General features: G+C 61.3%; 26 protein-coding genes. 23 read left to right on the top strand and 3 right to left on the bottom strand.

The features are described from left to right. Positions 1 to 33: 33 nt before the first annotated feature. From E4M01_RS14255 to terL, 7 genes are all read left to right on the top strand, one after another. Positions 34 to 2,598 (top strand): phage tail fiber protein, encoded by a 2,565-nt coding sequence (locus E4M01_RS14255; RefSeq protein WP_167765281.1) that lies wholly within the window; start codon positions 34 to 36, stop codon positions 2,596 to 2,598. Positions 2,599 to 2,667: 69 nt separating this feature from the next. Further along, complete coding sequence (locus E4M01_RS03505) at positions 2,668 to 2,892, top strand: hypothetical protein (protein ID WP_135062215.1); 225 nt, start codon at positions 2,668 to 2,670, stop codon at positions 2,890 to 2,892. A 3-nt stretch (positions 2,893 to 2,895) separates the two neighbouring features. Then, on the top strand, positions 2,896 to 5,931 hold the full coding sequence (locus tag E4M01_RS03500) for a hypothetical protein (protein ID WP_135062216.1): 3,036 nt from the start codon (positions 2,896 to 2,898) through the stop codon (positions 5,929 to 5,931). A gap of 3 nt (positions 5,932 to 5,934) precedes the next feature. Continuing rightward, positions 5,935 to 6,429 carry a hypothetical protein gene (locus E4M01_RS03495; RefSeq protein ID WP_135062217.1) on the top strand — a complete coding sequence of 165 codons (495 nt, stop codon included), beginning with the start codon at positions 5,935 to 5,937 and terminating at the stop codon, positions 6,427 to 6,429. Between the two features lie 25 nt (positions 6,430 to 6,454). Continuing rightward, the gene (locus E4M01_RS03490) at positions 6,455 to 6,685 is read left to right on the top strand and encodes a hypothetical protein (protein WP_135062218.1); all 231 of its coding nucleotides are present in this window, start codon (positions 6,455 to 6,457) and stop codon (positions 6,683 to 6,685) included. Then, a complete protein-coding gene (locus tag E4M01_RS03485; RefSeq protein WP_135062219.1) occupies positions 6,682 to 6,960 on the top strand; it encodes a hypothetical protein in 279 nt (92 codons plus the stop codon). The genes E4M01_RS03490 and E4M01_RS03485 overlap by 4 nt, the downstream gene beginning before the upstream one ends. A gap of 63 nt (positions 6,961 to 7,023) precedes the next feature. Next, positions 7,024 to 8,733, top strand: a complete 1,710-nt coding sequence (gene terL / locus E4M01_RS03480) for a phage terminase large subunit (RefSeq protein WP_135062220.1) — start codon at positions 7,024 to 7,026, stop codon at positions 8,731 to 8,733. Here terL and E4M01_RS03475 read toward each other — a convergent pair. After that, positions 8,730 to 9,584: a site-specific DNA-methyltransferase gene (locus E4M01_RS03475; RefSeq protein ID WP_135062221.1), complete on the bottom strand. Its 855-nt coding sequence runs from the start codon at positions 9,582 to 9,584 to the stop codon at positions 8,730 to 8,732. The genes terL and E4M01_RS03475 overlap by 4 nt on opposite strands. 249 nt (positions 9,585 to 9,833) lie before the next feature. Here E4M01_RS03475 and E4M01_RS03470 point away from each other — a divergent pair, with 249 nt between their 5' ends. From E4M01_RS03470 to E4M01_RS03455, 4 genes are all read left to right on the top strand, one after another. Beyond that, positions 9,834 to 10,049, top strand: coding sequence for a hypothetical protein (locus E4M01_RS03470; protein ID WP_135062222.1), 216 nt, complete (start codon positions 9,834 to 9,836; stop codon positions 10,047 to 10,049). A 74-nt stretch (positions 10,050 to 10,123) separates the two neighbouring features. After that, positions 10,124 to 10,864 (top strand): hypothetical protein, encoded by a 741-nt coding sequence (locus E4M01_RS03465; RefSeq protein ID WP_135062223.1) that lies wholly within the window; start codon positions 10,124 to 10,126, stop codon positions 10,862 to 10,864. Positions 10,865 to 10,949: 85 nt separating this feature from the next. Beyond that, complete coding sequence (locus E4M01_RS03460; protein ID WP_167765284.1) at positions 10,950 to 12,197, top strand: AAA family ATPase; 1,248 nt, start codon at positions 10,950 to 10,952, stop codon at positions 12,195 to 12,197. 117 nt (positions 12,198 to 12,314) lie between these two features. Further along, positions 12,315 to 12,704 (top strand): response regulator, encoded by a 390-nt coding sequence (locus tag E4M01_RS03455; protein ID WP_135062225.1) that lies wholly within the window; start codon positions 12,315 to 12,317, stop codon positions 12,702 to 12,704. On the opposite strand, the gene E4M01_RS03450 is transcribed toward E4M01_RS03455, so the two are convergent. Then, on the bottom strand, positions 12,705 to 13,037 hold the full coding sequence (locus E4M01_RS03450; protein ID WP_135062226.1) for a hypothetical protein: 333 nt from the start codon (positions 13,035 to 13,037) through the stop codon (positions 12,705 to 12,707). Between the two features lie 68 nt (positions 13,038 to 13,105). On the opposite strand from E4M01_RS03450, the gene E4M01_RS03445 reads away from it, so the two are divergent. After that, entirely contained in the window at positions 13,106 to 13,564 is a 459-nt protein-coding gene (locus E4M01_RS03445; RefSeq protein WP_135062227.1) for a hypothetical protein, read from the top strand. A gap of 269 nt (positions 13,565 to 13,833) precedes the next feature. Here the strand turns inward: E4M01_RS03445 and E4M01_RS03440 are convergent, their stop codons facing one another. Further along, entirely contained in the window at positions 13,834 to 14,157 is a 324-nt protein-coding gene (locus tag E4M01_RS03440) for a hypothetical protein (RefSeq protein WP_135062228.1), read from the bottom strand. A gap of 473 nt (positions 14,158 to 14,630) precedes the next feature. On the opposite strand from E4M01_RS03440, the gene E4M01_RS14250 reads away from it, so the two are divergent. From E4M01_RS14250 to E4M01_RS03395, 11 genes are all read left to right on the top strand, one after another. Next, on the top strand, positions 14,631 to 14,795 hold the full coding sequence (locus tag E4M01_RS14250; RefSeq protein ID WP_167765286.1) for a hypothetical protein: 165 nt from the start codon (positions 14,631 to 14,633) through the stop codon (positions 14,793 to 14,795). 39 nt (positions 14,796 to 14,834) lie between these two features. Beyond that, the gene (locus tag E4M01_RS03435; RefSeq protein WP_135062229.1) at positions 14,835 to 16,361 is read left to right on the top strand and encodes an ArdC family protein; all 1,527 of its coding nucleotides are present in this window, start codon (positions 14,835 to 14,837) and stop codon (positions 16,359 to 16,361) included. 18 nt (positions 16,362 to 16,379) lie between these two features. Continuing rightward, the gene (locus tag E4M01_RS03430; protein ID WP_135062230.1) at positions 16,380 to 16,910 is read left to right on the top strand and encodes a hypothetical protein; all 531 of its coding nucleotides are present in this window, start codon (positions 16,380 to 16,382) and stop codon (positions 16,908 to 16,910) included. Next, positions 16,910 to 17,128: a hypothetical protein gene (locus E4M01_RS03425; RefSeq protein ID WP_135062231.1), complete on the top strand. Its 219-nt coding sequence runs from the start codon at positions 16,910 to 16,912 to the stop codon at positions 17,126 to 17,128. The genes E4M01_RS03430 and E4M01_RS03425 overlap by 1 nt, the downstream gene beginning before the upstream one ends. A 198-nt stretch (positions 17,129 to 17,326) precedes the next feature. After that, a complete protein-coding gene (locus E4M01_RS03420; RefSeq protein ID WP_135062232.1) occupies positions 17,327 to 17,986 on the top strand; it encodes a hypothetical protein in 660 nt (219 codons plus the stop codon). A 256-nt stretch (positions 17,987 to 18,242) separates the two neighbouring features. Further along, positions 18,243 to 18,794: a hypothetical protein gene (locus E4M01_RS03415; protein WP_135062233.1), complete on the top strand. Its 552-nt coding sequence runs from the start codon at positions 18,243 to 18,245 to the stop codon at positions 18,792 to 18,794. 124 nt (positions 18,795 to 18,918) lie between these two features. Then, complete coding sequence (locus tag E4M01_RS03410; RefSeq protein WP_135062234.1) at positions 18,919 to 19,314, top strand: hypothetical protein; 396 nt, start codon at positions 18,919 to 18,921, stop codon at positions 19,312 to 19,314. A gap of 131 nt (positions 19,315 to 19,445) precedes the next feature. Next, positions 19,446 to 19,988 (top strand): hypothetical protein, encoded by a 543-nt coding sequence (locus tag E4M01_RS14395; RefSeq protein ID WP_209316067.1) that lies wholly within the window; start codon positions 19,446 to 19,448, stop codon positions 19,986 to 19,988. 169 nt (positions 19,989 to 20,157) lie between these two features. Next, a complete protein-coding gene (locus E4M01_RS03400; RefSeq protein WP_135062235.1) occupies positions 20,158 to 20,664 on the top strand; it encodes an NUMOD4 motif-containing HNH endonuclease in 507 nt (168 codons plus the stop codon). After that, complete coding sequence (locus E4M01_RS14245) at positions 20,664 to 20,831, top strand: hypothetical protein (protein ID WP_167765290.1); 168 nt, start codon at positions 20,664 to 20,666, stop codon at positions 20,829 to 20,831. The genes E4M01_RS03400 and E4M01_RS14245 overlap by 1 nt, the downstream gene beginning before the upstream one ends. Further along, positions 20,828 to 21,046, top strand: coding sequence for a hypothetical protein (locus E4M01_RS03395; RefSeq protein WP_135062236.1), 219 nt, complete (start codon positions 20,828 to 20,830; stop codon positions 21,044 to 21,046). Before E4M01_RS14245 ends, E4M01_RS03395 begins: the two co-directional genes overlap by 4 nt. Position 21,047: the final 1 nt, after the last annotated feature.

Raw genomic sequence — 21,047 nt, 5'->3', positions numbered from 1 at the left:
CCGGGCCTTTCTGCGTGGCCAGCGAAAGGATCAATGAGCCACCAAACCAACGTCAACTACATCGTCGCGAACGGTCAGCAGGAGTTCGATCTTGCCGTCCCGTATCTCGACCGATCTCACATCAAGGTCGCGGTCAACGGAGTAATCCCCGCCTTCTCGTGGGTGTCGGCGAGCCGCATCCGGCTCACCTTCCCGACGCCTAATGGCTCCGTCGTCAACATCAGGCGCGAGACCCCGATTGATCGCCCCCTCGTCGAGTTCACCAACTCGTCGAACCTCACTCAAGAGGAACTGAACCGGGGCTACCTCCACACCCTCTATCGTCAGCAGGAGCAGGACGACTTCATCAGCGGATCGCTGGAGCAAGCCCGCGTCCGCCTTGGCGAACAGCTTGGCGTCGTCACCGATCCCGACGCCATCCTCGACGAAATGATCCGCATCTCGGACCTCGGTGCGGATGCGCTCAACCGCTTCCGCGACGCCTTGGCTGCAATCGACCTCTCGGCTGAACGCATCCTCGAACAATCGTTCCAGCTTACCGACCAAGCCTTCCGAACCGATACCCTCGACGGGATCGTGGCGAACACCACGGCTCGGACGGATGACCTCGAACTCCGCGTCGAGACGATCACCGATCTCGTGGACTCGTTGGCCAACCTCGAAAACGGGACCGGCCTCGCATCAATCATTCAGAACGAAGCGGCCGAACGGGTCGCGGGCGACACCGCGCTTGCCTCCACGCTCGCGCTGATCGGCGCGAAGAACGGGGCGAACAACGCCTTCGTCCTGAACCTGAACTCTGTCCGGGTCAGTGGGAGCGAAAGCCTCGCTCAGCGGCTCGCCGCGATCACTGCCAAGGCCAACGAAAACGAAGCCAAAATCCTCGCGGAAGAGTCCGCCCGAGCAACGGCAGTCAGTGCCGAAGCGGATCGGATCACGGCCCTCATCACTCGTGTCGGCAACAACGAAACGAGCATCACCAACGAGGCCACGGCCCGCACCTCGGCGGACAACTCCTTCGCTCAGACCATCGCTCTGATCGGGGCGCGGAACGCCAACAACACCGGCTTCATCCTCGACCTGAACAAGGTTCTCGTCAGTCCGACAGAGACCTTCCTGACCCGACTGAATCAGCTTGTCGCGACAGCCGGAACCAACGCGCAAGCCCTCGTCACGTCGGAAGCGACGACCCGCGCCAGCGCGGACGTTTCTTTGGGTCAGCGCATTGATAGCGTCGGCGCGAAGACAGACGCCAACGAGGCGGCAATCGCTTCGGAAGTCACGGCGCGAACCAATGCAGTGTCGGCGGAAGCGGCGGCGCGGCAAGCTCTAACCGCCAAGATTCCGGGTGACATCGCAGCCGCCGTGCTTGCCGAAAGCAATGCTCGCGCGTCGGCTATCGCAGCCGAAGCACAGGCCCGCCAGTCCCTCGCAGTGACGGTCGGGCAGAACCAGTCCGCAATCCAGAATGAGGCGACGGCGCGAGCGAACGCTGACGCAGCGTTGGCTCAACAGTTCGCTGTTCTCGGAGCCTTCCGAAACGGACAGACCGCTTTTGTCCTCGATCTCAACAAGGTCGAAGTCGGCGCGGGCTACAGCCTCGGTTCGCGGCTCTCCGGCATCGACACCAGTGTTGGCAACGTCACGGCCTCAGTCGTAAACGAAGCGACGGCACGGGCGAACGCCGACTCCGCGTTGTCGCAGTCGATCACCAACCTGTCGAACACTGTCGGCGGGAATACCGCGTCGATCACTCAACTGTTCCAAGTCACTGACGGCCTGAACGCGCGGGCTGGCCTGTCGCTGAACGTCAACGGTCACATCACCGGCTGGCTGCTGAACAACAACGGCAGCAGCGGTCAGTTCGCCGTGGTCGCCGACAATTTCACTGTCACCTCGCCCAACGGCGGGACGCCGGTTCAGCCCTTCTCGGTCTCGGCGGGACGCGCCCGCTTCAACGCCAATGTGGACATCTACGGCGACCTTCTCGTCACCGGCACCATCACCAACGCGGCGTTGAGCAACAACACCGTGACGGGCGTGGAAGTCGCCTACAACAACGGCGGCGTGAGCCTTGCCGGGACGACGCCTACTCGCATCCATGGTGTCTGGCTGAATGTCGAAAAGGCATCCAGCCCTATCGACATCGACTTCAATAGCTGGGGCACATTCACCCACAACGCGGGCGGCAGCTTCACCGCTTACGTTCAGCTTGTGCGTTCCCGCGACACGAGCGGTGGCCAAGTCCTCGTGACCGTGCCGATCTACGGTTCCGGCATGGCCAATGACACTTGGCAGGGGCCTATTCCGATCAAGTTTCTGGATAAGCCCGGCGAGGCCGGAAACTGGCACTACTACGTCCAGATTTACACCAGCACGTCCAACATGACGATCCAGAGCGTCGTGGCTCGATACGGCAAGCTCACCGAACTCAAGAACAACACCTCAACGCTCTCAAGCGGGACCGGTGCGGGCGTGGGTCTCGGAAGCGGCGGCGGGGGCGGAAGCACTGGAGGCGGTGGCGGCTACGATCCGCCGCCCGATCCGGGCGGTGGCGGCGGCGGCTACGACCAGCCCATCACCCTCAACCCATACTGACCTGTGACCGGCCTTTAGGGGCCGGTCACTCGCATAAATATCAGACCCTTCAACAGTTTCAGGAGACATATGTCCCAGACCCCCACCGCTGCTGAGCAGCACAAGACCCTCGTTGAACAAGAGACCCAAGCCCTGACTGCGAAAGCGCGACTGCTTGAGCAACTGGAGGCGACCAACGCTCAACTGACGAGCATCCGAGCAGCCCTACAGGGCGCGCAGCTTGGTTTCGCCGTGGCGCAACAAGCCGCCGCAGCGGACGCGGCGAACGACACTCCGACCTCCCCGGAGGATTAAGGAATGAGCGGGCTGACGAACTCCGTTCTCGCCCAGCAAGTTCAAGCTCTCCTTGATACTCAGAAGCTTCAGGCTGATTACCTGACAGCTTGGCTGGGCGGGTCCGCCGATGGTGGACCCAACCTCGACGGCCGCTATCCATTCGTGGATTTGAGCGGTCGCGAAATCCTCGTTCCGTCCCCCGCGACATTCAACGACATGGTGTCAGGCCCAGCGGCCTTGGCCGATGTTGCCAAGGTCGCGGCCGAACTCGCGCGCGATCTCGCGCAGGGTCACGCCGACCGGGCGGACGCACAACGCGCCCTGTCGGAAGCGGCTCGCGGCGCCGCTATTGACGCCCGGAATCTGGCTCAGGAACATCGCAGTCACGCCGGGACGCACGAGGCCAACGCTCGCTATTGGGCCGAACTCGCTCAAGGCTCGGGCCAAGGCTCCGCTGATGATCGAGCCGTAGTCGAACAGCTTGCAGCGGAAACCGCAGACAACGCCGCCTCAGCGTCACAGGACGCTTCGGATGCAGCAGCGTCCGCCGCGCTCGCCGCGACGTTCGACCCGGCTCTCTACGCCCTGAAAACCGATGGTCTGAACTCCGCTCGGTTGTTCGGGATGATCGACCCGGCCCGCATCCCGGTTCTCTTGAGCCAATACCCGGTCATGTCCGCTGGCGGACTCGCTGATCTCACGACCGCGCAGCAGCAGGGCATTGGTCCCGGCACGATTGTCGCGACCACCGATGGCAAGCGTTGGGCCTACAAAGGCGACGGCGGTTCGAAGACCGCTGCATCCGGCTACATCGAGCAAGGTGATGTCACCCCGATCTGGGACGCCATCGCCGACAAGCCTCTGAACTTCCCTTCGACCATCGCTCTCGTGCCCGGCCTTCAAGCCGCGCTCGACGGCAAGGCAGCGGCGGGTCACGGGCACAGCATCGGCGAAGTCTCCGGGCTTCAAGCAGCACTCGACGCGAAAGCGGCCAGCGGTTCGTTCCCGACGTTCAGCCAGATTAGGACCAGCTACGGCTCGGTTGGGGGCACGGTCTACTTCGGCCCCTCCGACAAGTATCTTCACTACAACGGTTCAAACTTCGAACTCGTTGGAGGGAGCCTGTCGGCCTCGGCCGTGAGCCTTTCAGGAGCGATGGTCATCCACAACGCTTCGGCGAGTGACTGGACCTACAACGCCGAATTCTCACGCTCCGATAGCAGCGTCGCCGGGCCTATCGACCTTCGTTTCCACCAGCACAACAAGTGGTATGTCCGTCTTCGCGGGGAGCCGGGCGGCTTCGCGCTGATCGAGGGCGGGACAGATAATCCGGTCACGCTCCGGGCCGGTCATGCATCCTTCACCGGGAATGTGATCCTGCCCTCCGGCGCCGACCGCTTCATCAGCCTCGGAAGCTCCACCAACTACAACTACTCACTTATCAGCGCGGGCGATCACTTCCAGATTCGGGAGGCTGGCGATCCCGCTAAGGTCCGATTGCAGATCGCGTATCCGAACGGCGACGTGACGATCCAATCGACCGTTGTGAACGCGGGCGGCCATCGTCTTTGGAGCGCGGCCGATCCTACGTTCGCCAGAACCACCCTGTTCAATAATTCGGGCGTTGGTCACGGCTCTACGCCGGATGGCTACGGCGCAAAGTTCTTCTTTTCGAACGGGCCGAACAGCACCCAAGCCTATGGCCTGACCCTCGGCTTGGGCGCCGAATACGCGGCGTCATCCTACAGCATGGACCTCGCTGTTCCTCGCAAGGGCTACACGAGCGAGGGCTACCTTCACTACCGCTCAACAGAGGGCGGTGGCGTCGATGCGTGGAACAAGATCAAGGCTGGCTATGCCGACAATGCGGGCACCCTTGGTGGTCGCGCTCTCGCAGAGGGCGTCATCGGCGACACCGTTGTCTCTCGCAATGGCGGCGGCGACATCATGGCCCGTGACTTCACCACGAGCCGGAGCAACGGCACCGGCTGCGTCTACTTCGGCACGAGCGGCACCCGCTATCTCTACTTCGACGGCTCGGCATACGTTCTGGGTGGTTTCGGTTCGATCTACACCGACGCGCACTTCACGGTTTCAGCCGCTTCAAGCCAGAACACCGTCGTCAAACGCGACGGCTCGGGTGATCTAAGCATCCGCAATGTCGTCTTCGACAACGTGAAATCGGGCGCGGTCGGCGTCTATGATCCGACCTCGACACAAGCGGTTTGGGCCATGGGTGCGGCCTACAAACTCGGCACTGGCGGATCAGGCGACTATGCCAACCACTACGGTTTGGCGTGGTCCTATGAACCGGGATACGGCGGCGCGGGAAACAACGTGCAGTCCAAACCGGGGCTGTCGCACCAGCTTCTTCTACAGCACTACGGGACCACGATGACGGCCATCGGCACGGGCATCTGGACGGTCGGAAGCATCCAAGCCGGAGATGTTATCGTCTCTCAAACAGGCAAGGGCTTTCAAAACGCTGGCTATCAAACCGGTCGAAATCGCATCTGGTCGTTCAACAACGCCGATGGCTACGGCCTCTCCTACTTCGAAGGATCGGGCGGCTGGGGCGGGACAGATACCATTGGTCTGCACTTCGGGAGTGCCAGCACGGAAGCTGGCTCGGCCCACAAGTTCCGGGCTGGCGGCGATGCCTACCATTCGAACCACCTCTACACTGGTGGAGGCATTCAGGCGTCGGGACCATCCAACTTCAATGGCCAAGTCACCCTCAATGGTGCGATCCAAACGAATGGTTATTTGACCGTCGCCGGTGGTCTCCAGATCACTGGGGGTCTCGCCTACAGCAACAACTGGTGGCGTTCGACCGGTCAATCCGGTTGGTTCAACGCGGACTACAGCGTCGGCATTTGGGCCATCAAAGGCGGTGAGGTTCGGACCTACAACGGCGCGAACTTCTACTCCGAAGGTGCGCTGCTGTCGGCGGGCCACGTCTACCAGAACGGAGGTTCGAACCGCGTTCCGGTGACGACCTACAGCCAGTCTGCGCCCTCGGGCGGCACTGACGGCGACGTGCACATCGTGTGGTGATGCATGGGTAGCTTCAACATCAAAGCTGGCGGGGCATGGCGCCCCGCCAAAGCCGTCCACGTCAACGCTTCTGGCGCGTGGCGAGCCGCCAAGGAGGTCTGGGTTCGCTCTGGCGGGACATGGCGAAAAGCTTGGGTCAATGCACCCGAGCTAACGATCATCCCGATGGACGCTTACGGGACCGGATACTCTGCGGAGCATTCCCCCGGCTGGGCGACGGTGGATTTCTATATAAACTCGGTCAGCGGCGGCACGACGCCTTACAGCTACCAGTGGTCATACACAGACACGGGGTTTGGCGGCGTCACCGTCGTCGGGAGCAGCACCGCCACAAGCTTCACGCTGCGCCTCTCTGGCCAAGCTGGCACGACCTCCAGCGGAAACGTCTGGTGCACCGTCACCGACGCCAACGGCAACTCCACAGACTCCGCGCTCGCCTACTACCAACTGGAAATCGAATACGGCGGTGGCGGCGGCGGCCCCATCATCATCGGCTAACCCCCATCAACAATCGAAAGGCTCTATGAACGAACCCAATATTGAGGGGGACGTGAAGTTCATCCTCGGCGAAATCAGAGGCCAACTGGCATCTCTGATCGCCCTCGTCGGCGACAAGCACGACCAATACGACAAGAAGTTCGACCAGCATGAGACCCGCCTTGGCGGTCTCGAACGATCCAAGGCTTGGCTTCTCGGCGCCGCCGCCGCCCTCGGCGGGATCGCCAGCTTCCTTATGAACTTGGTGACGAAATGAGCGAGCGCGCATCCGAAAAGGCGTTGGACGAACTCCACGCCGCAGTGGCCCTGTTGATCTCGAACGAACTCGACCGCGCCATGAACCGCGCAGAGATGAAGCCCGACGATCCCGCCTATGCGATCTCGCCGCAGCTTCTCGACAAGGCGATGAAATTCCTCGCCATGAACGGCGTCACCGCTCCCGCAACAACAAAGCGGGTCGAAGATGTCGCCGCCAAGCTGGCCGAATTGAACCTCGACGAGGAAATCCTCGAACGGGTCAGGCCCAACTAACCCAAGCCCCCTCGCATCGCGCCGCTCGCCCTAAAGGGCGGGCGGACGCGGGCGCATGTCCGATTGAACGCAACGACCCCCGGCTCCTACGCCGACATCCTCAAAGACAACTTCGATATCTTCCTTCGCCATCTGTGGCTGAAGGTGCTGAACCTCCCGGCTCCGACGCGGGTCCAATTGGACATCGCGAAGTTCCTCGCCACGGGTCCGAACCTTCGGATCGTGGAGGGCTATCGCGGTGTCGGAAAGAGCTTCCTGACGTGCGGCTACGTCGTCTGGAAACTCTGGCGGAACCCCCAAGCCAAGGTGCTGATCGTATCGGCCGGTGAAGCCGCCGCGATCAAGAACGCCAACCTCGTCCGCTCCATCATCTATCACCCCGAAGGTGATGGCCTTTGGGGGGAGCTACGGTCCCGCGACGGCCAGCGAACGTCCGTCCTCTCCTTCGACGTTGGCCCGGCCGAACCCGACCGTCAGCCATCCGTCTTCTGCGTCGGCATCGGCGGCCAGCTTCCGAACAACCGCGCCGACATCATCATCGCCGACGACGTTGAGATTCAGCGGAACAGTGAGACCGAGGATCAGCGCGACAAGCTGCGCGGCCTGACGACTGAGTTCGGCAAAATCCTCAAGCCTCTTGAGAACGCCGAGATCATTTATCTCGGGACGCCGCAGACGCAGGATTCCATCTATGCCGGGCTTCCGGCGCGCGGCTACACTCGCCGCGTCTGGACCGCTCGCTACCCCCGGCCGAACAAGCTGGACGCCTATGGCGACACGCTCGCGCCGATGTTGGTGGCCGACATCAAGGCCGACCCTTCGCTCTGCGATCCTGTTGGATTGTCCGAACTCGGCGGCGCCCCGACCGATCCCGCCCGCTTCAACGACAAGCAGCTTTGGCAACGCGAACTCGACGACACCGCGTCCAATTGGACGTTGCACTACATGCTCGACACGTCGCTGTCGGACGCCGAACGCTACCCCCTGAAATGCTCCGACCTGATCGTCATGGACGTGGACCAGACCCGCGCTCCAGTGGCTCTCGCCTACGGCTCGTCGTCGAACCTCCAGCTTGACGATCTCACCTGTCACGGCTTCCCCGGCGACCGGTTCTACCGACCCTTCAATGTCAGCGAGACGTGGGCGACGTTCACCGGCTCGGCCATGCACATCGACCCCTCCGGCTCCGGTAGAGACGAGACCGCCTATGTCGTCACGAAGTTCTTGGAAGGCCGCATCTACGTCACGAGATGGGGCGGCCTGAAAGACGGGACCGAAGGCGACGCGCTCGAACAAGTCGCAGCCATCGCCAAAGCCGAGAAAGTCAGCGTCGTCGTCACCGAAGATAACTGGGGCGACGGCATGTATCGCAAGCTGCTGACGCCGATCCTCGCCCGCAATCATCCCTGCATTCTGGAGGGAGTGAAGGTCCGGGGCATGAAGGAGAAACGGATCATCGGCGCGCTGGAGCCGGTGATGAAACAGCATCGCCTGATCTTCGACATCAACGTCATCCGAGAGGATTCAAAGGCTGACGCCGTGAACCGGGGCATCTTCCAGATGACCCACATGACCGAGGCTCGCGGTGCCCTGAAACACGACGACCGGATCGACGTGTTGGCATTGGCCGTGGACTACTGGAAGACGCAGATGGACGCCGATGTCGAAAAGGCAGAGGCCAAACATCGTGAGCGAAACCGACGCTCGCCGTTGGGTCACAGCCCGCACCTTTTGAATACGCGGGGCCGCGCCCAAGGGCGGCGGATGGCTTAGACCGCCGCGTGATAGGCGGCGCGCTTCCTCGCGATGATCTCGTCCACGATGTCGAGCGTCGGGAGCGGAAGGTCATCGTCGAACGTGATGTTGCCCGGCGCGCTGGCGCGGATGCGCTCGACCGCTGTTTCATAGAAGGCGGGGTTCAACTCCATGCCGATGAAGCTTCGGCCAGCAGCCAGCGCGGCGACGCCCGTGGTCCCCGATCCGAGGCAGTTATCGAGAACGACATCGCCGGGGTTCGAGTAGGTCCGCACGATCCAGTCGAACAGTTCGACGGGCTTCTGGGTGTTGTGAATCGGATTGCCGACAGAGGCGAAGTGCTGGACCGAGCGCGGGTAGTTAGTGTGGGTTTGCTCCCACTCAACCGGATGCTCTGGGTCCGCGTAGCTGTCGTAGAGCGCGCTGATCCCGACTTGCTTGCGCGCTCTGGGATGCTCCAACGCAACCAGCCCTTGCGGGTTGTAGGTCATGGGCCGCTTGGCCCGGACGCCGATCCCGCCCTTGGAAAACACGAGGATATCTTCGTGCGCCGACATCGGCCGGTAGGCCGCTTGCATCGGACAGGTGACGCGCGACTTGGCCCAGACCAATCCGTATTTGTAGAGGTCGGGGGCGGCCATCATGTGCCGCGCCGTGAACATTCCAGCCGTCGTCATGACCACAGACCCAGCAGGTTTGAGGATGCGGCGATAGGCGGCCCAGACCCGATCCATCGGCAAGGCTTTGTCCCATCCCGACTTCATCGCTCCGTAGGGCAAATCCGTCGCGATGAGGTCCACCGATCCGTCAGGGATCGACGCCATGAGCGACAGGCAGTCGCCATGCCAAAGCCGAGCAGTCTGGTTCAATCCGAGCCTCCGTCACCTTTGTCGATGACCAAGACTCTCACGGAACTTGAAAGCGTCTATCATAATGCCGCAACGATTGCGGAAGCGCATATATTAGGCTTTGACGGGCTTACGGCTTTCGTCGCCGGTGGTCTGGTCGCGCATGGGTCAGGTTGGAGATCATGCTGATATTTAGTCAGCGTGACCGAATGGCTGGCTGTCACAATAGCTACGCTGGACTCCGGTGTAGCTTGGTGTTCATCTTCCTGAATGGGTCGCATTCTGGACAAGCTGGTGCGAGATCACCCCGCCTATCAGGTGGAGGCTTCTGACAATGGTCTCTTGCTCATCCGCCGCGATGGCAAAGACGCCGAGTTCAACAACCTCGCCCGCGAACTAATCAATGACGCCGGGCAGGAGTTTGCTGTCTTCCCGACTTCTGACGGTCACACCGGCTACGAACGGGTCTTCGTCATCCCGCTCTGAGTGGTCTGGCCCGCTGGTCCGCTGATCAGCCAGCCAACGCTTCTCGCTGCGAATTTCACCTGTTAGACGACGGCATGTATCTCGATCCACACAGTGGCAAGCGCGTCCTCCAGATAGCTCGTGTCGCCGGTGACAAGTTCACCGAGGGCAAGTGGTTGGAGTTGGGCTTGCTGACCAACAGCCACGACATCGTGACCGGACACAGCCGACTGCTGCGTAGCCTGTCATGGGGCGATCCCGACTACCCGGATAACGTCTTAGCCGTGTTGACCCAGATCGTGGCGCGGGACGAAGCCAACCTTGGGATCATCGAGAACTACCTATCAGGTGAGATCGAGCCGGAGGGCGAGAACATTTCTACCGAGAAATCCAAGGGCCGCCTGATTACCTTTTGCCCGGCTGTGTTCGATGTGCCTGAAGAAGGCGTCGATCCGAAACTAATTGCGGTGATGATGCCCTTCGACGGGTTTTCACCGGTCTACGAAGCCATCACCGGCGCCTGTCAGATAGCGGGCCTCCGAGCGCAGCGCGCAGACGATATCTGGGACCATCAGACCATCATCCAAGATGTCTTCAGCCTGATCTTCCGCAGTCGTGCGGTGGTTTGTGACTACACAGGCCGAAACCCCAATGTCTTCTACGAGGCAGGTATCGCCCACACTCTTGGCAAGACTGTCATTCCAATCACCCAGCACCCTTCCGACGTGCCCTTCGATGTTAGCCACCACCGCTACATCCGCTACCTGAACAACTCCGAAGGGCTGGAGACCATGAAGAAGCAGCTTATCCGCAAGCTTCAGTCACTGCGCTCATAGGCAACGTGCGGTAGCACTTTAAGCCGCCGCGTTATGGGCTATTGTGATGGCGATGACTCGATGTGGGTCACATCGGGGCAAAAGTATGATCCGTGGTTTGGACGAGGCTGCATTCAGGGAGAAGCTCAAGGGGCTTCTCACTCCCGCTCAGCCGATCTCAAAACCGGAACATCTGCACGGGCGCGATCAAAAGCTGACACTGATCAGCCGCGCGCTGCATTCACCGGGCAAGCATATTTTCATTTTCGGCGACCGTGGTGTCGGCAAGACCTCCCTCGGCCGAACCGCAGCGGCTATTCACAGCGGCGATGAGGAAGGCTTCGCCTTCATCGCTTGCGATCAGGGCACGACGTTCTTCGATATGGTCGAAGACATCTACCGTCAGCTTCATCGCCTCTACTCTCTGGGCAAACTGAAGGTCGAAGGCGTCGAACTCAACGCTGGCTTTGTGAAGGTCAAGACGAGCGAAGCCCTCGGCCTCCCTGCCCTGAAGACGATCAACGATGCCGTCGAGATGCTGAAATCCATCTCGCCGAAGGCTGGCGTCACGCCCATCGTCGTGATCGACGAGTTCGATCAGCTTTCCAGCGACACAGAGAAAAAATACGTCGCAGATTTGATCAAGCAGCTTTCGGATCAGCGCATAAATCTGCGGCTCATAATCTGCGGGATCGGGACATCACTGGACGAACTCATAGGCGTCCACCTCTCAACCGACCGCTATCTCGCCACCATCCCTCTTGAGCCTCTGCCTCACGATGCGCGATGGCAAATTCTGACGACGGCCTCCGATGCCCTCGGCGTGTCTATCGACCGTGACAGCCAGATCAGGATCGGACAGCTAAGCGACGGCTTCCCCTACTACGTTCACCTGATGGGCGAGCAGATTTTCTACCAAGTGCTGGACGACAGCGAAGTGATCGCTGCTGTCACGATGGATCACTATCAGAACGGCATCCGCGCCTCGATTGAAGAGTCTCAGACCTCGCTCAAGCAAGCTTATGAGATGGCTACGCAGAAGCACAAAAACAGCGAGGACTACGAGGAAGTCCTATGGGCAGTCGCCGATGGGCCGCTCCTGAAGCGTCAGGTCACAGACATCTACGAAAAGTCCTATCTCCCAATCATGGAACAGCGGTCGAACCGAAACGCCCTGACCAAAGACCTCTTCTATCAGCGGCTAAACCGGCTGAAGAAGGACACCCACGGGAGCATCGTGATCGGCAACCGGCAGGGCTGGTATGGCTTCAGAGAAAACGTCGTGCGTGGCTACGTTCGACTGCGCGCGGAACGGGCTGGCATAGAGATCGGCGTTGATCATATCCGCGCCTGACCTTCATCGTAGTAGGTCGAGATTCGGCTACCGGATATGACGGAACTTTAAGAGAAAATCTCGCAACTGGTCGCAGTGTCTCGTGTTAGTGGGGCACTGATTTGTTCCGAGTCCTGAATGTCCGAAAGCGTTTGCGTCTTCGTCGTCGATGACGAAGCCCTGATCCTCCTGACCATCGAACACGCGCTTGAAGACGGCGGCTTCGACCACAAGTCAGTGATGTCAGCCGAAGAGGCTGCGAACCTGTTTGCCGAGCATGGCGACAACTGTCGCGCCTTGATTACCGATGTGAATCTCGGCGGTGAGGTCTCGGGCTGGGATGTCGCTCGTAATGCCCGCGAGAAGTATCCGACCTTGCCGGTCGTCTACGTCACCGGCGACAGCGCGCACGAGTGGGCGGCCCATGGCGTCCCCAACAGCGTCCTCGTGAGCAAGCCTTTCGTCGCGGCGCAGATCATCAACGCTGTGGCGACGCTCCTGAATGCCGAGGCGACGATCTCCTCGTAGCTATCGCGGCTGCTCGGATTGAGCCGCGACCACGCACTCCCCGTCATAGGTTTGGGTGTCGTTGCCCGGCGCGCTCACCGACACCGAAGCCGGGAGCCGAAGCGAGAAGGTGAACTCTTGTGCGTCGCGCTCGGCCGTCATCAGGGTCGATCCGACGTTCAGCTTGACTGGCGCGTCCTGTCCAATCTGGAGAGTGTTGTCGTCGGCGCCCATGCCGCCACGCAGGACCATTACCATCAGAGGCAGACGTTCGAACTTGCAAGCAATGACGGTTGGTTCGCGAGGCGGCGTCTGAGCGAGGAACAGTCCCGCGATGATGGCCAGCCAGTTCATGTTCAAGCCCCTCTGTGTTGTGGCTTGTATGACAGTCGGTTAGCTTCCCGCCAAGGTTGGGGGACTGCATGCGTATCGCGAGTTTCATCATCGGGTGCGCGGTCGCCCTCGCTGGATGCAGCCAGTCGGGCACGAAGGCCCCCGAGTCCTCCGCTTTCATCCTCCAGTGCGACGGTCACGTTCGAGAAGCTGGGCGCGGAGGGCCGACGCCTCAACGGAGAACCTATCGCATCGACCCAGACGCCAAGACCTTCGCTCACTGGAACCCGGATACCCGGCGATTTGTGACATTCGCGGAACTGAACGAAGCCGGTGAAGAGACCATGGATGTCAGTCCGGCGAGCATCGTCATTCGTTCGCGACCCGCGAGGACGGAAGACAGCGTGCAGAACTCCGTGACCCGGTTCGACCGAACGCTTGGAACCGTCAGCGTCAGGACGGACCTCCTGATCCCAGAGGCGCACATTCAAGTCAGCTTCGACGCGCCGTGCGTGAAGGTCGATCAGCCAGCGTCGCAAGCCTTCTGATGGTCGTTAGTCCCGCGTCTCGGCGCAGACCTGCAATCCAGTCTCCGAAGGCCGACAGTTTCGCCCGCACTCAAACGTCCCGATGTCCTGACTTCCGAAGGTGGCGAGCGTCTGGTTTGCCGCAGTCCGACACTGCTCGAATGTCTCGAACCGTCCGATCTCAACGGACACTCCAAGATCGTTCGCCTCCGGGTAGACGAAGCCAGTCCAGTCCGCTGACCGTCCGCATCCGACAAGCATGAGGAAGGCGATCACCGCGACCGTCCGCGTCATGACTGGCTGGAATCCTTTTTGGCTTTCGCCAAAGCTGCCATACGCTCGGCTTGCAACCTTGTAGCTGTTTCGATGGCGCGGCGTCGGGCGTCCTGCTCATCCTCCGTCAGAGTGACGATTGGCTTGCCGGAGCCTTGTCTCGCCCGGAAGTCCTCACGCATAGCGATGAACGTCGGATCGTTCTTCATCTCCGCATTCCGCTTTTCGCGGTCTCGCTGCCAGCCTTCCTTGATCTTGTTCCATTCGCGGGAATGAGAGTTGCCGTCGATGATCTCGCTGGCGTCCGCACCGGCGCCGTAGGTGTCTTCGAAGTCGCCCACGTCATGCTCTCCCCAAGGCTCAAGCCACTGCTTGGAGCATCCAGTGGGCGCGGACAACCCGGATTGATTTTGGGTCACATTGTCGAAGCAGGGCATATACGCGCTGCGGCTGGCTCTACCCCCCGTGGGGGTCACGCTCTGACGAGGGTTCGCCTCGACCCTCCAGAACAACAGGCCCTTCAAGGGATGCGCGAGGGCTTCCGGGCGCGATGTCGCGTCTAACGCTTTGATGTTGCTCGCCAACAATCCCACCATAACCGGCAATCGACCTCGCGCGCATGGTCATGACGCATCGTCAGGGCGGACGCTGGCGCGCATGGGCCGACGATCCTAAGCCGCGCGTCCGCGTGGCCATGCGTTTGGCCCTACGTTGTTTGACGAAGTATGCTTTGGCGCAAAGAATGCGCTTGACCCGTCATCGGATAGGGATTCTAAGGGTCGTCATTAGATGCGCTTACGCAAAGGATTTGACGATGCAACCGGGCTTCACGAACCTGATCGACCTGACCTCCGCAGCCGTTGACCTGACTGTCTGGGTTCAACCGGGCGCGGACCTCGACGGCACGTTTGACGCCATCTGCGACGACACGGGCGAATGGCTCCGCGTCAACGGATGGCTCTTCGAACTCGTCGCCTAACCCTTCCCAAAAACATGCCTTGACGCAAAGGATTCAGATATGACGACTTCCGAAAAGAAAGACATCTATCAGACCGTGACGGACTCAATCGTCGCCATGCTGGAGCGCGGCACGAAGCCTTGGGCGCCGCAATGGGCGAAGGATGCGGGCGGGTTGCTCGCCCTTCCTACCCGCGCCAACGGCGAGACGTATCGCGGCCTCAACACGATGTTGTTGTGGGGCGCGGCGGAAGCCAAGGGATACCGCCATCAAACGTGGATGACGTTCCGTCAGGCGAAGGAATTGGGCGGATGCGTCCGCAAGGGCGAGAAGGGAACGCAAGTCGTCTATTGGGGCCGCTTCGATCCAAAGGGCGAGGAAGGCGACGACGGCGAGGAACGCGGCGTTCTGTTCGCGAAGTCCTACACGGTTTTCAACGTCGGGCAGATCGACGGCTTGCCGGATCGGTTCTTTGCCGACGCGGCGCCCTTGCCGGAAGTCGAGCGGATCGAACGGGCGGAAACTTGGGTTGCAGGTATCGGCGCCGATGTCCGCCATGGCGGGAACCGGGCATTCTTTTCGCCCGCCCATGACTTCGTGCAAATGCCGCCCGCTGGCGCCTTCGCGGAAGTCGAGAACTATTACTCGACCCTCGCGCATGAACTGACGCACTGGAGCGGCCACAAGGCCCGGCTGGCGCGCGAGTTTGGCAAGCGGTTCGGTTCGCAAGCCTATGCGTTCGAGGAACTTGTCGCCGAACTTGGCGCGGCCTTCGCAATGGCCCGCTTAGGTATCAGCGCGGAACCGCGCGAGGATCATGCCGCCTATCTGCAATCGTGGCTCAAGGTTCTGAAACAGGACAAGCGCGCGATCTTCACGGCGGCGAGCAAGGCGCAACAAGCTTGTGACTTCCTCTTTGACCTCGCCGATAAGGCCGATTTCCGGCCCGTGGAGCGGCCTTCCGTTCCGGCTGGCGTCATCTGCCTTCCTGACCTGTCGGGCCTCTCCAGCGCGCCCGTGGCGGCCACTGTAGTGGATGACGGCGACGATGATCCGACGCCGCCCGTTGCACCTTCGCCGGGTCCGGTTCCGGCTGGCGTGGCGGCCGGTTTCCTCGCCCGTCTGTCGGCTTTCAAGGGAGCGCGTGTCCGCGCGCCTTCCCGCGTCGCGGCTCGCAAGGTCCGCACGGTCGATGACATTGTGCAGGACATCACCGCGCCCGCCGAACCTGTCGCCAAGCCCGCCCGCCCGTTCCATCCGCGCCGTGACCCGTCCCTCTGCGAATATCTGTCGGTTCGCGGCATCTGTGACGATGGCGGCGAACTGTCGGCCCGCGATCTCGACCGCTGGCATCGCGAGGCGCCCTTCCGGCGCCGGTTGGTTCGGGCCGATGGCGTGTCGCTGGAGACGGCCGCCCGTATGGCTTGGGAGGCGGGCTATTTCCCTGATGTTCCGGTTCCGGCTTGGGATAGCTCCGACAACATGCACCCGGTCACGTCAGACATGTTGGTCGCCGCGCTGGATAGGGAGCTACGCGACGACTACGCCCAAGTTTGGGGCGAGCATGACGAAGCGTTCTTCGCGTGATCTTGGGACGCGGACGGCTTGCCGTCCGCAACCCTCACGTTAGAACCACACACAGCTTTAGAGGGGGAAACTATGAAACGACTTGCTGCGCTGTCTGCGCTCACGATGTTGGCCGCTTGCGGCGATGCAGACCAACAGGCGCGCGAGAACCTGACGGAAAGCACGGCCGAATTGCAGGAGGCGACTGCGAATGCCCGCGCGCTCCTGCCGCCGGAGCCGACGCCGGTTAGCCTGTCGGATGAGGACGCCGGGCGCGTCTGCCGTGCTGCTATCGCAAGCTTGAACGGTCGCGATCCGGCTATCATCCGCGTGATCTCGACCAACGCCGGAATCCACCGGGTTCGCTATCGTCGCGACGACGGCACCGTCTGGACCAACGAATGCCGCGTCGGCAACGGCACGGCCGAATGGCGGGCGGTTATGGACGGCCAGCCCGGTCGCTGGCGCAATGAAGACACCATCCGATTCACCGTCGATGGCTCCACTATCAACATCCAGACGTTCATGGGCGGCGAGCCGGTCACGAACGACACTTACGAGGTCAACTGATGGCTACCCGCGCCCGCAAGCTGAAAATCGCCATGCACGAAGAGATCGAGACCTTCCGGCACGGCAACACGCATCCCGTCGCTATCTCGGACGCCGACACCGGCGACATTATCTTCATCGCCCACTACCCGGACGAGGAAACCGCTGACAACGCGGCCGAACTGTTCGCGGCGGCCTTGCAAGGGAACGTCGCTACGACGGCTAAGCCCCTGCCCTGATCCGAAAGATATGGCAGCAAACGGCCCCTTCCGTCTAAATAGGTTTATAACCTGTTCCGTTGGGTGGAAGCTTCGCAACAGGGCCGTTTAGATATTGGATAAATATCGTCAGGATCGTATACTCGGTTCTGTCATCAAATCCGAAAACTTAAGGCCCTGCGATCTTCCACTCGCGGGGCCTTTTGTTTTGTGATTTTGATGAACGACCCATTTGCAGCCGTCGTGGCTGAACTCGATTTCCTCGGGCGGGACAACGCCCTTCTGAACTCCGTCCTCTACAAGAACCCTGACTTCCTTCGATGGTGCGAGATCATCGCCGACCGTCACCACAAGGTTCGCGCATCGGCCGTGACGCCCTTGCCCGCGCTGGAGACGATCTTGGCCCTTGAGGCGACGGTCTTCGACAACGGCCCTGAACCGAAGTTCCGGCACAAGATCACCGTGCAAGCCTACACAGGCGACCATCCGAACTGGAAGCGGCCGAACTGGAAGGCGACCGCGACGCTCTGGCCCCATGATGTCGCCTTGAAGACGGCGAAGAAATCAAAGGCCAAGTTCTCGGAGGCTACGCTGGCGGTCGTGGAGGCACTGGCCGATCAAGGTTCCGGCTATGTTGGCGTGTTCATGCACACCGGCGCGGGCATGGGGTCCACCTACAACGATCAGCATGTCGTCTGGATCGACATCGAGGCCAACACGGCGATGATCTACTCGCCGAACGCTCACTTCTGGCTGGCGCCGTTCGACACGCTGGACGCCAAGGGCAAGCCTCTCAAAGCAAACGGCGTCCTGCACTCGCGTTCATCGTCGTCCGACACGCTGGACCACTGGTCCACGGGCGAGCCGGTTTCGTTCTGACTATTCGCCGGGAGAGATGCTCCCTCTATTAATACCTACGAATACTAATATATTAATAGAGGGAGCACCCTCGGCCCATACGGATTTGATCGGTTCCCTCTAATAGAGAGCGTCACCTACGGTTCGCTCGACAATAGGGACATAGGTTTGTCCCGCCTCGTTCCTCGTCGGCGCCAAACCATTTCTCTAATAGAGGGAGCGGGGTTGCGGCGGCGGCGCGGGTCGCCCACGTCGGGCGGCTGGACGGAGGATGGATATGGGCGAAGCGAAGAAGCGGGATGCGGCCTTGCGCGCGGAGTTCAGCCGCGTGCTGGACATGTGGTCATTCCCGCCTTCGGAAGCCGAGGCCCGAACGGTTGCCGAGGTGGAGGCCCTGCCCGCCGTGACTGTCGAGCGAGAGTCGGCCGAACGGCTCGAATGGGCGCGCATGAAGCCCCGGCTCTGCCATGACAACTGCGCTTGGTATGAACGGAACGATCCGACCGGGACCGCTAAGTCTGTCACCGGTTGGATGCGGGAGCCGACCGGCAACTATGTCCTTCATGCCGTCGTCAACGTCGGCGGCGAGTATCGCTGCATCACACCGATCCCCGGCGAGCCGTCGCGGTTCCAGTTTATCCCCGACCCTGACATCCAAACGGTTAGGCAGGACGACAACAAATATCGCCACACCCGCAAAGGGTTCGAGATCGGTGCGGGTATCCGGCCTGATCCAGCGAAGACGCTGCGACACATCGAGGTGATCCGTGAGCGGCTGGCTTCGGGGATGGACCCATACAAGGCGATGGACCTTCGGACGCTCGACTGACTGCACGAGTAGGCATTGACGCAGGGGTCTACAGTTTGTAGACAGGGGGTGCAGCACACCTTTCGTGTGCTGTCCTCACGCACTCCATGTGCGCGGGGCAACCCCGGAAAAGGATTCCTTTCCCATGACTGACCTGAACAACCCCGTGATGATCGCGCGCGGTATCGCCGAAACCCACCGCAAGGAGATGCACGACTTCGCGGATCGCTCGGCGGACGAGCTTGAAGCCAAGCTCATGAGCATGATCGGCGCGATGGGCCACACGGCTGAAGACACCGCAGCGTCGATCAAGATTCCCACGTTCGAGCAGTGCCAAGACCCGGCGAACAAGAACGGGGCGAACCTGACGGAGCGCGGCGTCGAAGTCCTCTACCGCCTGTTCGACATGGGCGCGGGCTATAACCGTGCTTCCAAGGCCCTGAACATCACCCAGACCGCCGCGCGCCACCGCAAGGGTGCGTGGGAGAAGGCGGGCGGGCTGCACCGGGTGCGCCAGCCGCTCCCCGGCATCGACGACTGATCGCCAGTTAGATCAAGCCAAGGCCCTCGGAGCGATCCGGGGGCCTTTTTCTTTTGGGCTGGCCTTCGGCAACCACCCGTTAGTGATGAAGCTTCACCGGTTTTCCAGACAACCCGTGGTGATCTTCTGGGATGAACCAGACAGCGAACACCATCGTCATCGCCGTGACCGCCGCGATTGTGGCCGGAACCGTGACTTTCATGGTCACGCACCCGCCGGGCGGTCAGGAAGCTCATGCATCGGCGCCTCCTGCTGCCGCTCCGGCGACCACGCCATCGGCGTCAGCCCCGGAAGTCGTGATCGAGGAATCGGAGCCGGTTCGCGATGCTGGAGAGGGGCCTGTTCAGCCGACTGCAAGCGACGGAGCCATGTCGGATATCCATGGCCAAGCGGCTTCCACTCGTGCCGAAACCAAGCGCGCGTTGCTGATGTTGCTGAATGACCCCGACAGCGCGCAGTTTCGCCGCGTCGGATACACGCGGTTCGAGAACGGCGCAGCGGTCATTTGCGGTGAGGTGAACGCGAAGAACGCCTTTGGCGGCTACAGCGACTTCCGTCCGTTCTATGGCACGGGCGGTTGGGCGACGATCTATGACGGCTCGTCTTCATGGGAGATCGGTTTCCGGCGCCAGTGCATCGACAAGCCGGTCGAGGGGATCATCGACGACTTTTGACCGGCCGGGTGACTGGATTGGGGTCGCTGACTAAATAGAAACATAGACCGCGAGCGGGGATGAAGACCGTGACCGGGCCGATGTTTCGAACGTAGGATTCTCCGTCTGATGTTCAAAAAGAAAGGCTCGCTGGCTTCATCCCGGCGAGCCTTTTTCTTTGGTGACAACAATGGAGATTTGGAAGCCGATCCCCGGCTCTGACTACGAAGCCTCAAGCCTCGGGCGCATCCGCAGCCCGCGCGGAGTGATCCTCAAACCGCAGCCCCATACGATGGGCTATCACATCGTGCAGGTGAAGCGCGGGTCTGACACGCGATGCCGCACAGTGACTGTTCACAGTCTGGTAGCCGCAGCCTTCCACGGGCCACGCCCGGACGGCTTGGACATCGCACACGGCAACTGCATCAAGACTGACAACCGACCGTCGAACCTGCGATACGCCACGCGATCCGAGAACCTACGCGACAGCCACGCGATGGGCGTGAGCAGAGGCGGGCGCCCTTTGATCTACCCTTGGGAGCTTCTTGAGGTAGGCCAAGCCTTCCGCTCGAACCCACTCAATCGCAACAGCATCAAGCGTATAGTCTGGGACGCCAACCGCCGCTTCCCCGGCACATTCGACATCCCCGACGCCGCGAACGACGACGGCTCTTGGACCGTCACGAGGGTCGCGTGATGTTCCACTACAACGGCAACCCCGTCTCGGCGCAGGAAGCAGCCGACATCATCAATCAACGGCGCGACGAATGGCACCGCAACCGGCTCGCTCGCGAGCGGGACCGCGACGCCCGTGAGTGCACGATCCTTCGCCAACTCTGGACCATGGTCAGGGGGCGGTCATGACCTACGCGCCCGAGGAACTGACGCCCCAACGTCTCGCCATCATGTGGGACATGTGGAAACGGGCCGAGGCCGCAGCATTGAAGACACGAGGCGATATCAGCCAAACGCGGACCCGGCTGCATGAACTCGAAAACCACCTCGCAAAGATGGAACAGGACGGCCATGACGCCGCCCTGTTTATTGAAGCCTACCTAATCCAGCGGGGCGTCGATTGAG

The sequence above is a fragment of the Brevundimonas sp. MF30-B genome (genome assembly GCF_004683885.1).
Taxonomy (GTDB): Bacteria; Pseudomonadota; Alphaproteobacteria; order Caulobacterales; family Caulobacteraceae; genus Brevundimonas.
This window is presented reverse-complemented; position numbering and strand designations above follow the sequence as displayed.

Bases quoted from the DNA above. Each gene is read 5' to 3' on its own strand.
- E4M01_RS14395 (WP_209316067.1), top strand. From the start codon at position 19,446: ATGAACCAGACAGCGAACACCATCGTCATCGCCGTGACCGCCGCGATT.
- E4M01_RS03400 (WP_135062235.1), top strand. From the start codon at position 20,158: ATGGAGATTTGGAAGCCGATCCCCGGCTCTGACTACGAAGCCTCAAGC.
- E4M01_RS03465 (WP_135062223.1), top strand. From the start codon at position 10,124: ATGTATCTCGATCCACACAGTGGCAAGCGCGTCCTCCAGATAGCTCGT.
- E4M01_RS03505 (WP_135062215.1), top strand. From the start codon at position 2,668: ATGTCCCAGACCCCCACCGCTGCTGAGCAGCACAAGACCCTCGTTGAA.
- E4M01_RS14245 (WP_167765290.1), top strand. From the start codon at position 20,664: ATGTTCCACTACAACGGCAACCCCGTCTCGGCGCAGGAAGCAGCCGAC.
- E4M01_RS03460 (WP_167765284.1), top strand. From the start codon at position 10,950: ATGATCCGTGGTTTGGACGAGGCTGCATTCAGGGAGAAGCTCAAGGGG.
- E4M01_RS03420 (WP_135062232.1), top strand. From the start codon at position 17,327: ATGAACGACCCATTTGCAGCCGTCGTGGCTGAACTCGATTTCCTCGGG.
- E4M01_RS03410 (WP_135062234.1), top strand. From the start codon at position 18,919: ATGACTGACCTGAACAACCCCGTGATGATCGCGCGCGGTATCGCCGAA.
- E4M01_RS03445 (WP_135062227.1), top strand. From the start codon at position 13,106: ATGCGTATCGCGAGTTTCATCATCGGGTGCGCGGTCGCCCTCGCTGGA.
- E4M01_RS03455 (WP_135062225.1), top strand. From the start codon at position 12,315: ATGTCCGAAAGCGTTTGCGTCTTCGTCGTCGATGACGAAGCCCTGATC.
- E4M01_RS03425 (WP_135062231.1), top strand. From the start codon at position 16,910: ATGGCTACCCGCGCCCGCAAGCTGAAAATCGCCATGCACGAAGAGATC.
- E4M01_RS03435 (WP_135062229.1), top strand. From the start codon at position 14,835: ATGACGACTTCCGAAAAGAAAGACATCTATCAGACCGTGACGGACTCA.
- E4M01_RS03470 (WP_135062222.1), top strand. From the start codon at position 9,834: ATGGGTCGCATTCTGGACAAGCTGGTGCGAGATCACCCCGCCTATCAG.
- E4M01_RS03485 (WP_135062219.1), top strand. From the start codon at position 6,682: ATGAGCGAGCGCGCATCCGAAAAGGCGTTGGACGAACTCCACGCCGCA.
- E4M01_RS03490 (WP_135062218.1), top strand. From the start codon at position 6,455: ATGAACGAACCCAATATTGAGGGGGACGTGAAGTTCATCCTCGGCGAA.
- E4M01_RS03415 (WP_135062233.1), top strand. From the start codon at position 18,243: ATGGGCGAAGCGAAGAAGCGGGATGCGGCCTTGCGCGCGGAGTTCAGC.
- E4M01_RS03395 (WP_135062236.1), top strand. From the start codon at position 20,828: ATGACCTACGCGCCCGAGGAACTGACGCCCCAACGTCTCGCCATCATG.
- E4M01_RS14255 (WP_167765281.1), top strand. From the start codon at position 34: ATGAGCCACCAAACCAACGTCAACTACATCGTCGCGAACGGTCAGCAG.
- E4M01_RS03495 (WP_135062217.1), top strand. From the start codon at position 5,935: ATGGGTAGCTTCAACATCAAAGCTGGCGGGGCATGGCGCCCCGCCAAA.
- E4M01_RS03500 (WP_135062216.1), top strand. From the start codon at position 2,896: ATGAGCGGGCTGACGAACTCCGTTCTCGCCCAGCAAGTTCAAGCTCTC.
- E4M01_RS03450 (WP_135062226.1), bottom strand. From the start codon at position 13,037: ATGAACTGGCTGGCCATCATCGCGGGACTGTTCCTCGCTCAGACGCCG.
- E4M01_RS14250 (WP_167765286.1), top strand. From the start codon at position 14,631: ATGCAACCGGGCTTCACGAACCTGATCGACCTGACCTCCGCAGCCGTT.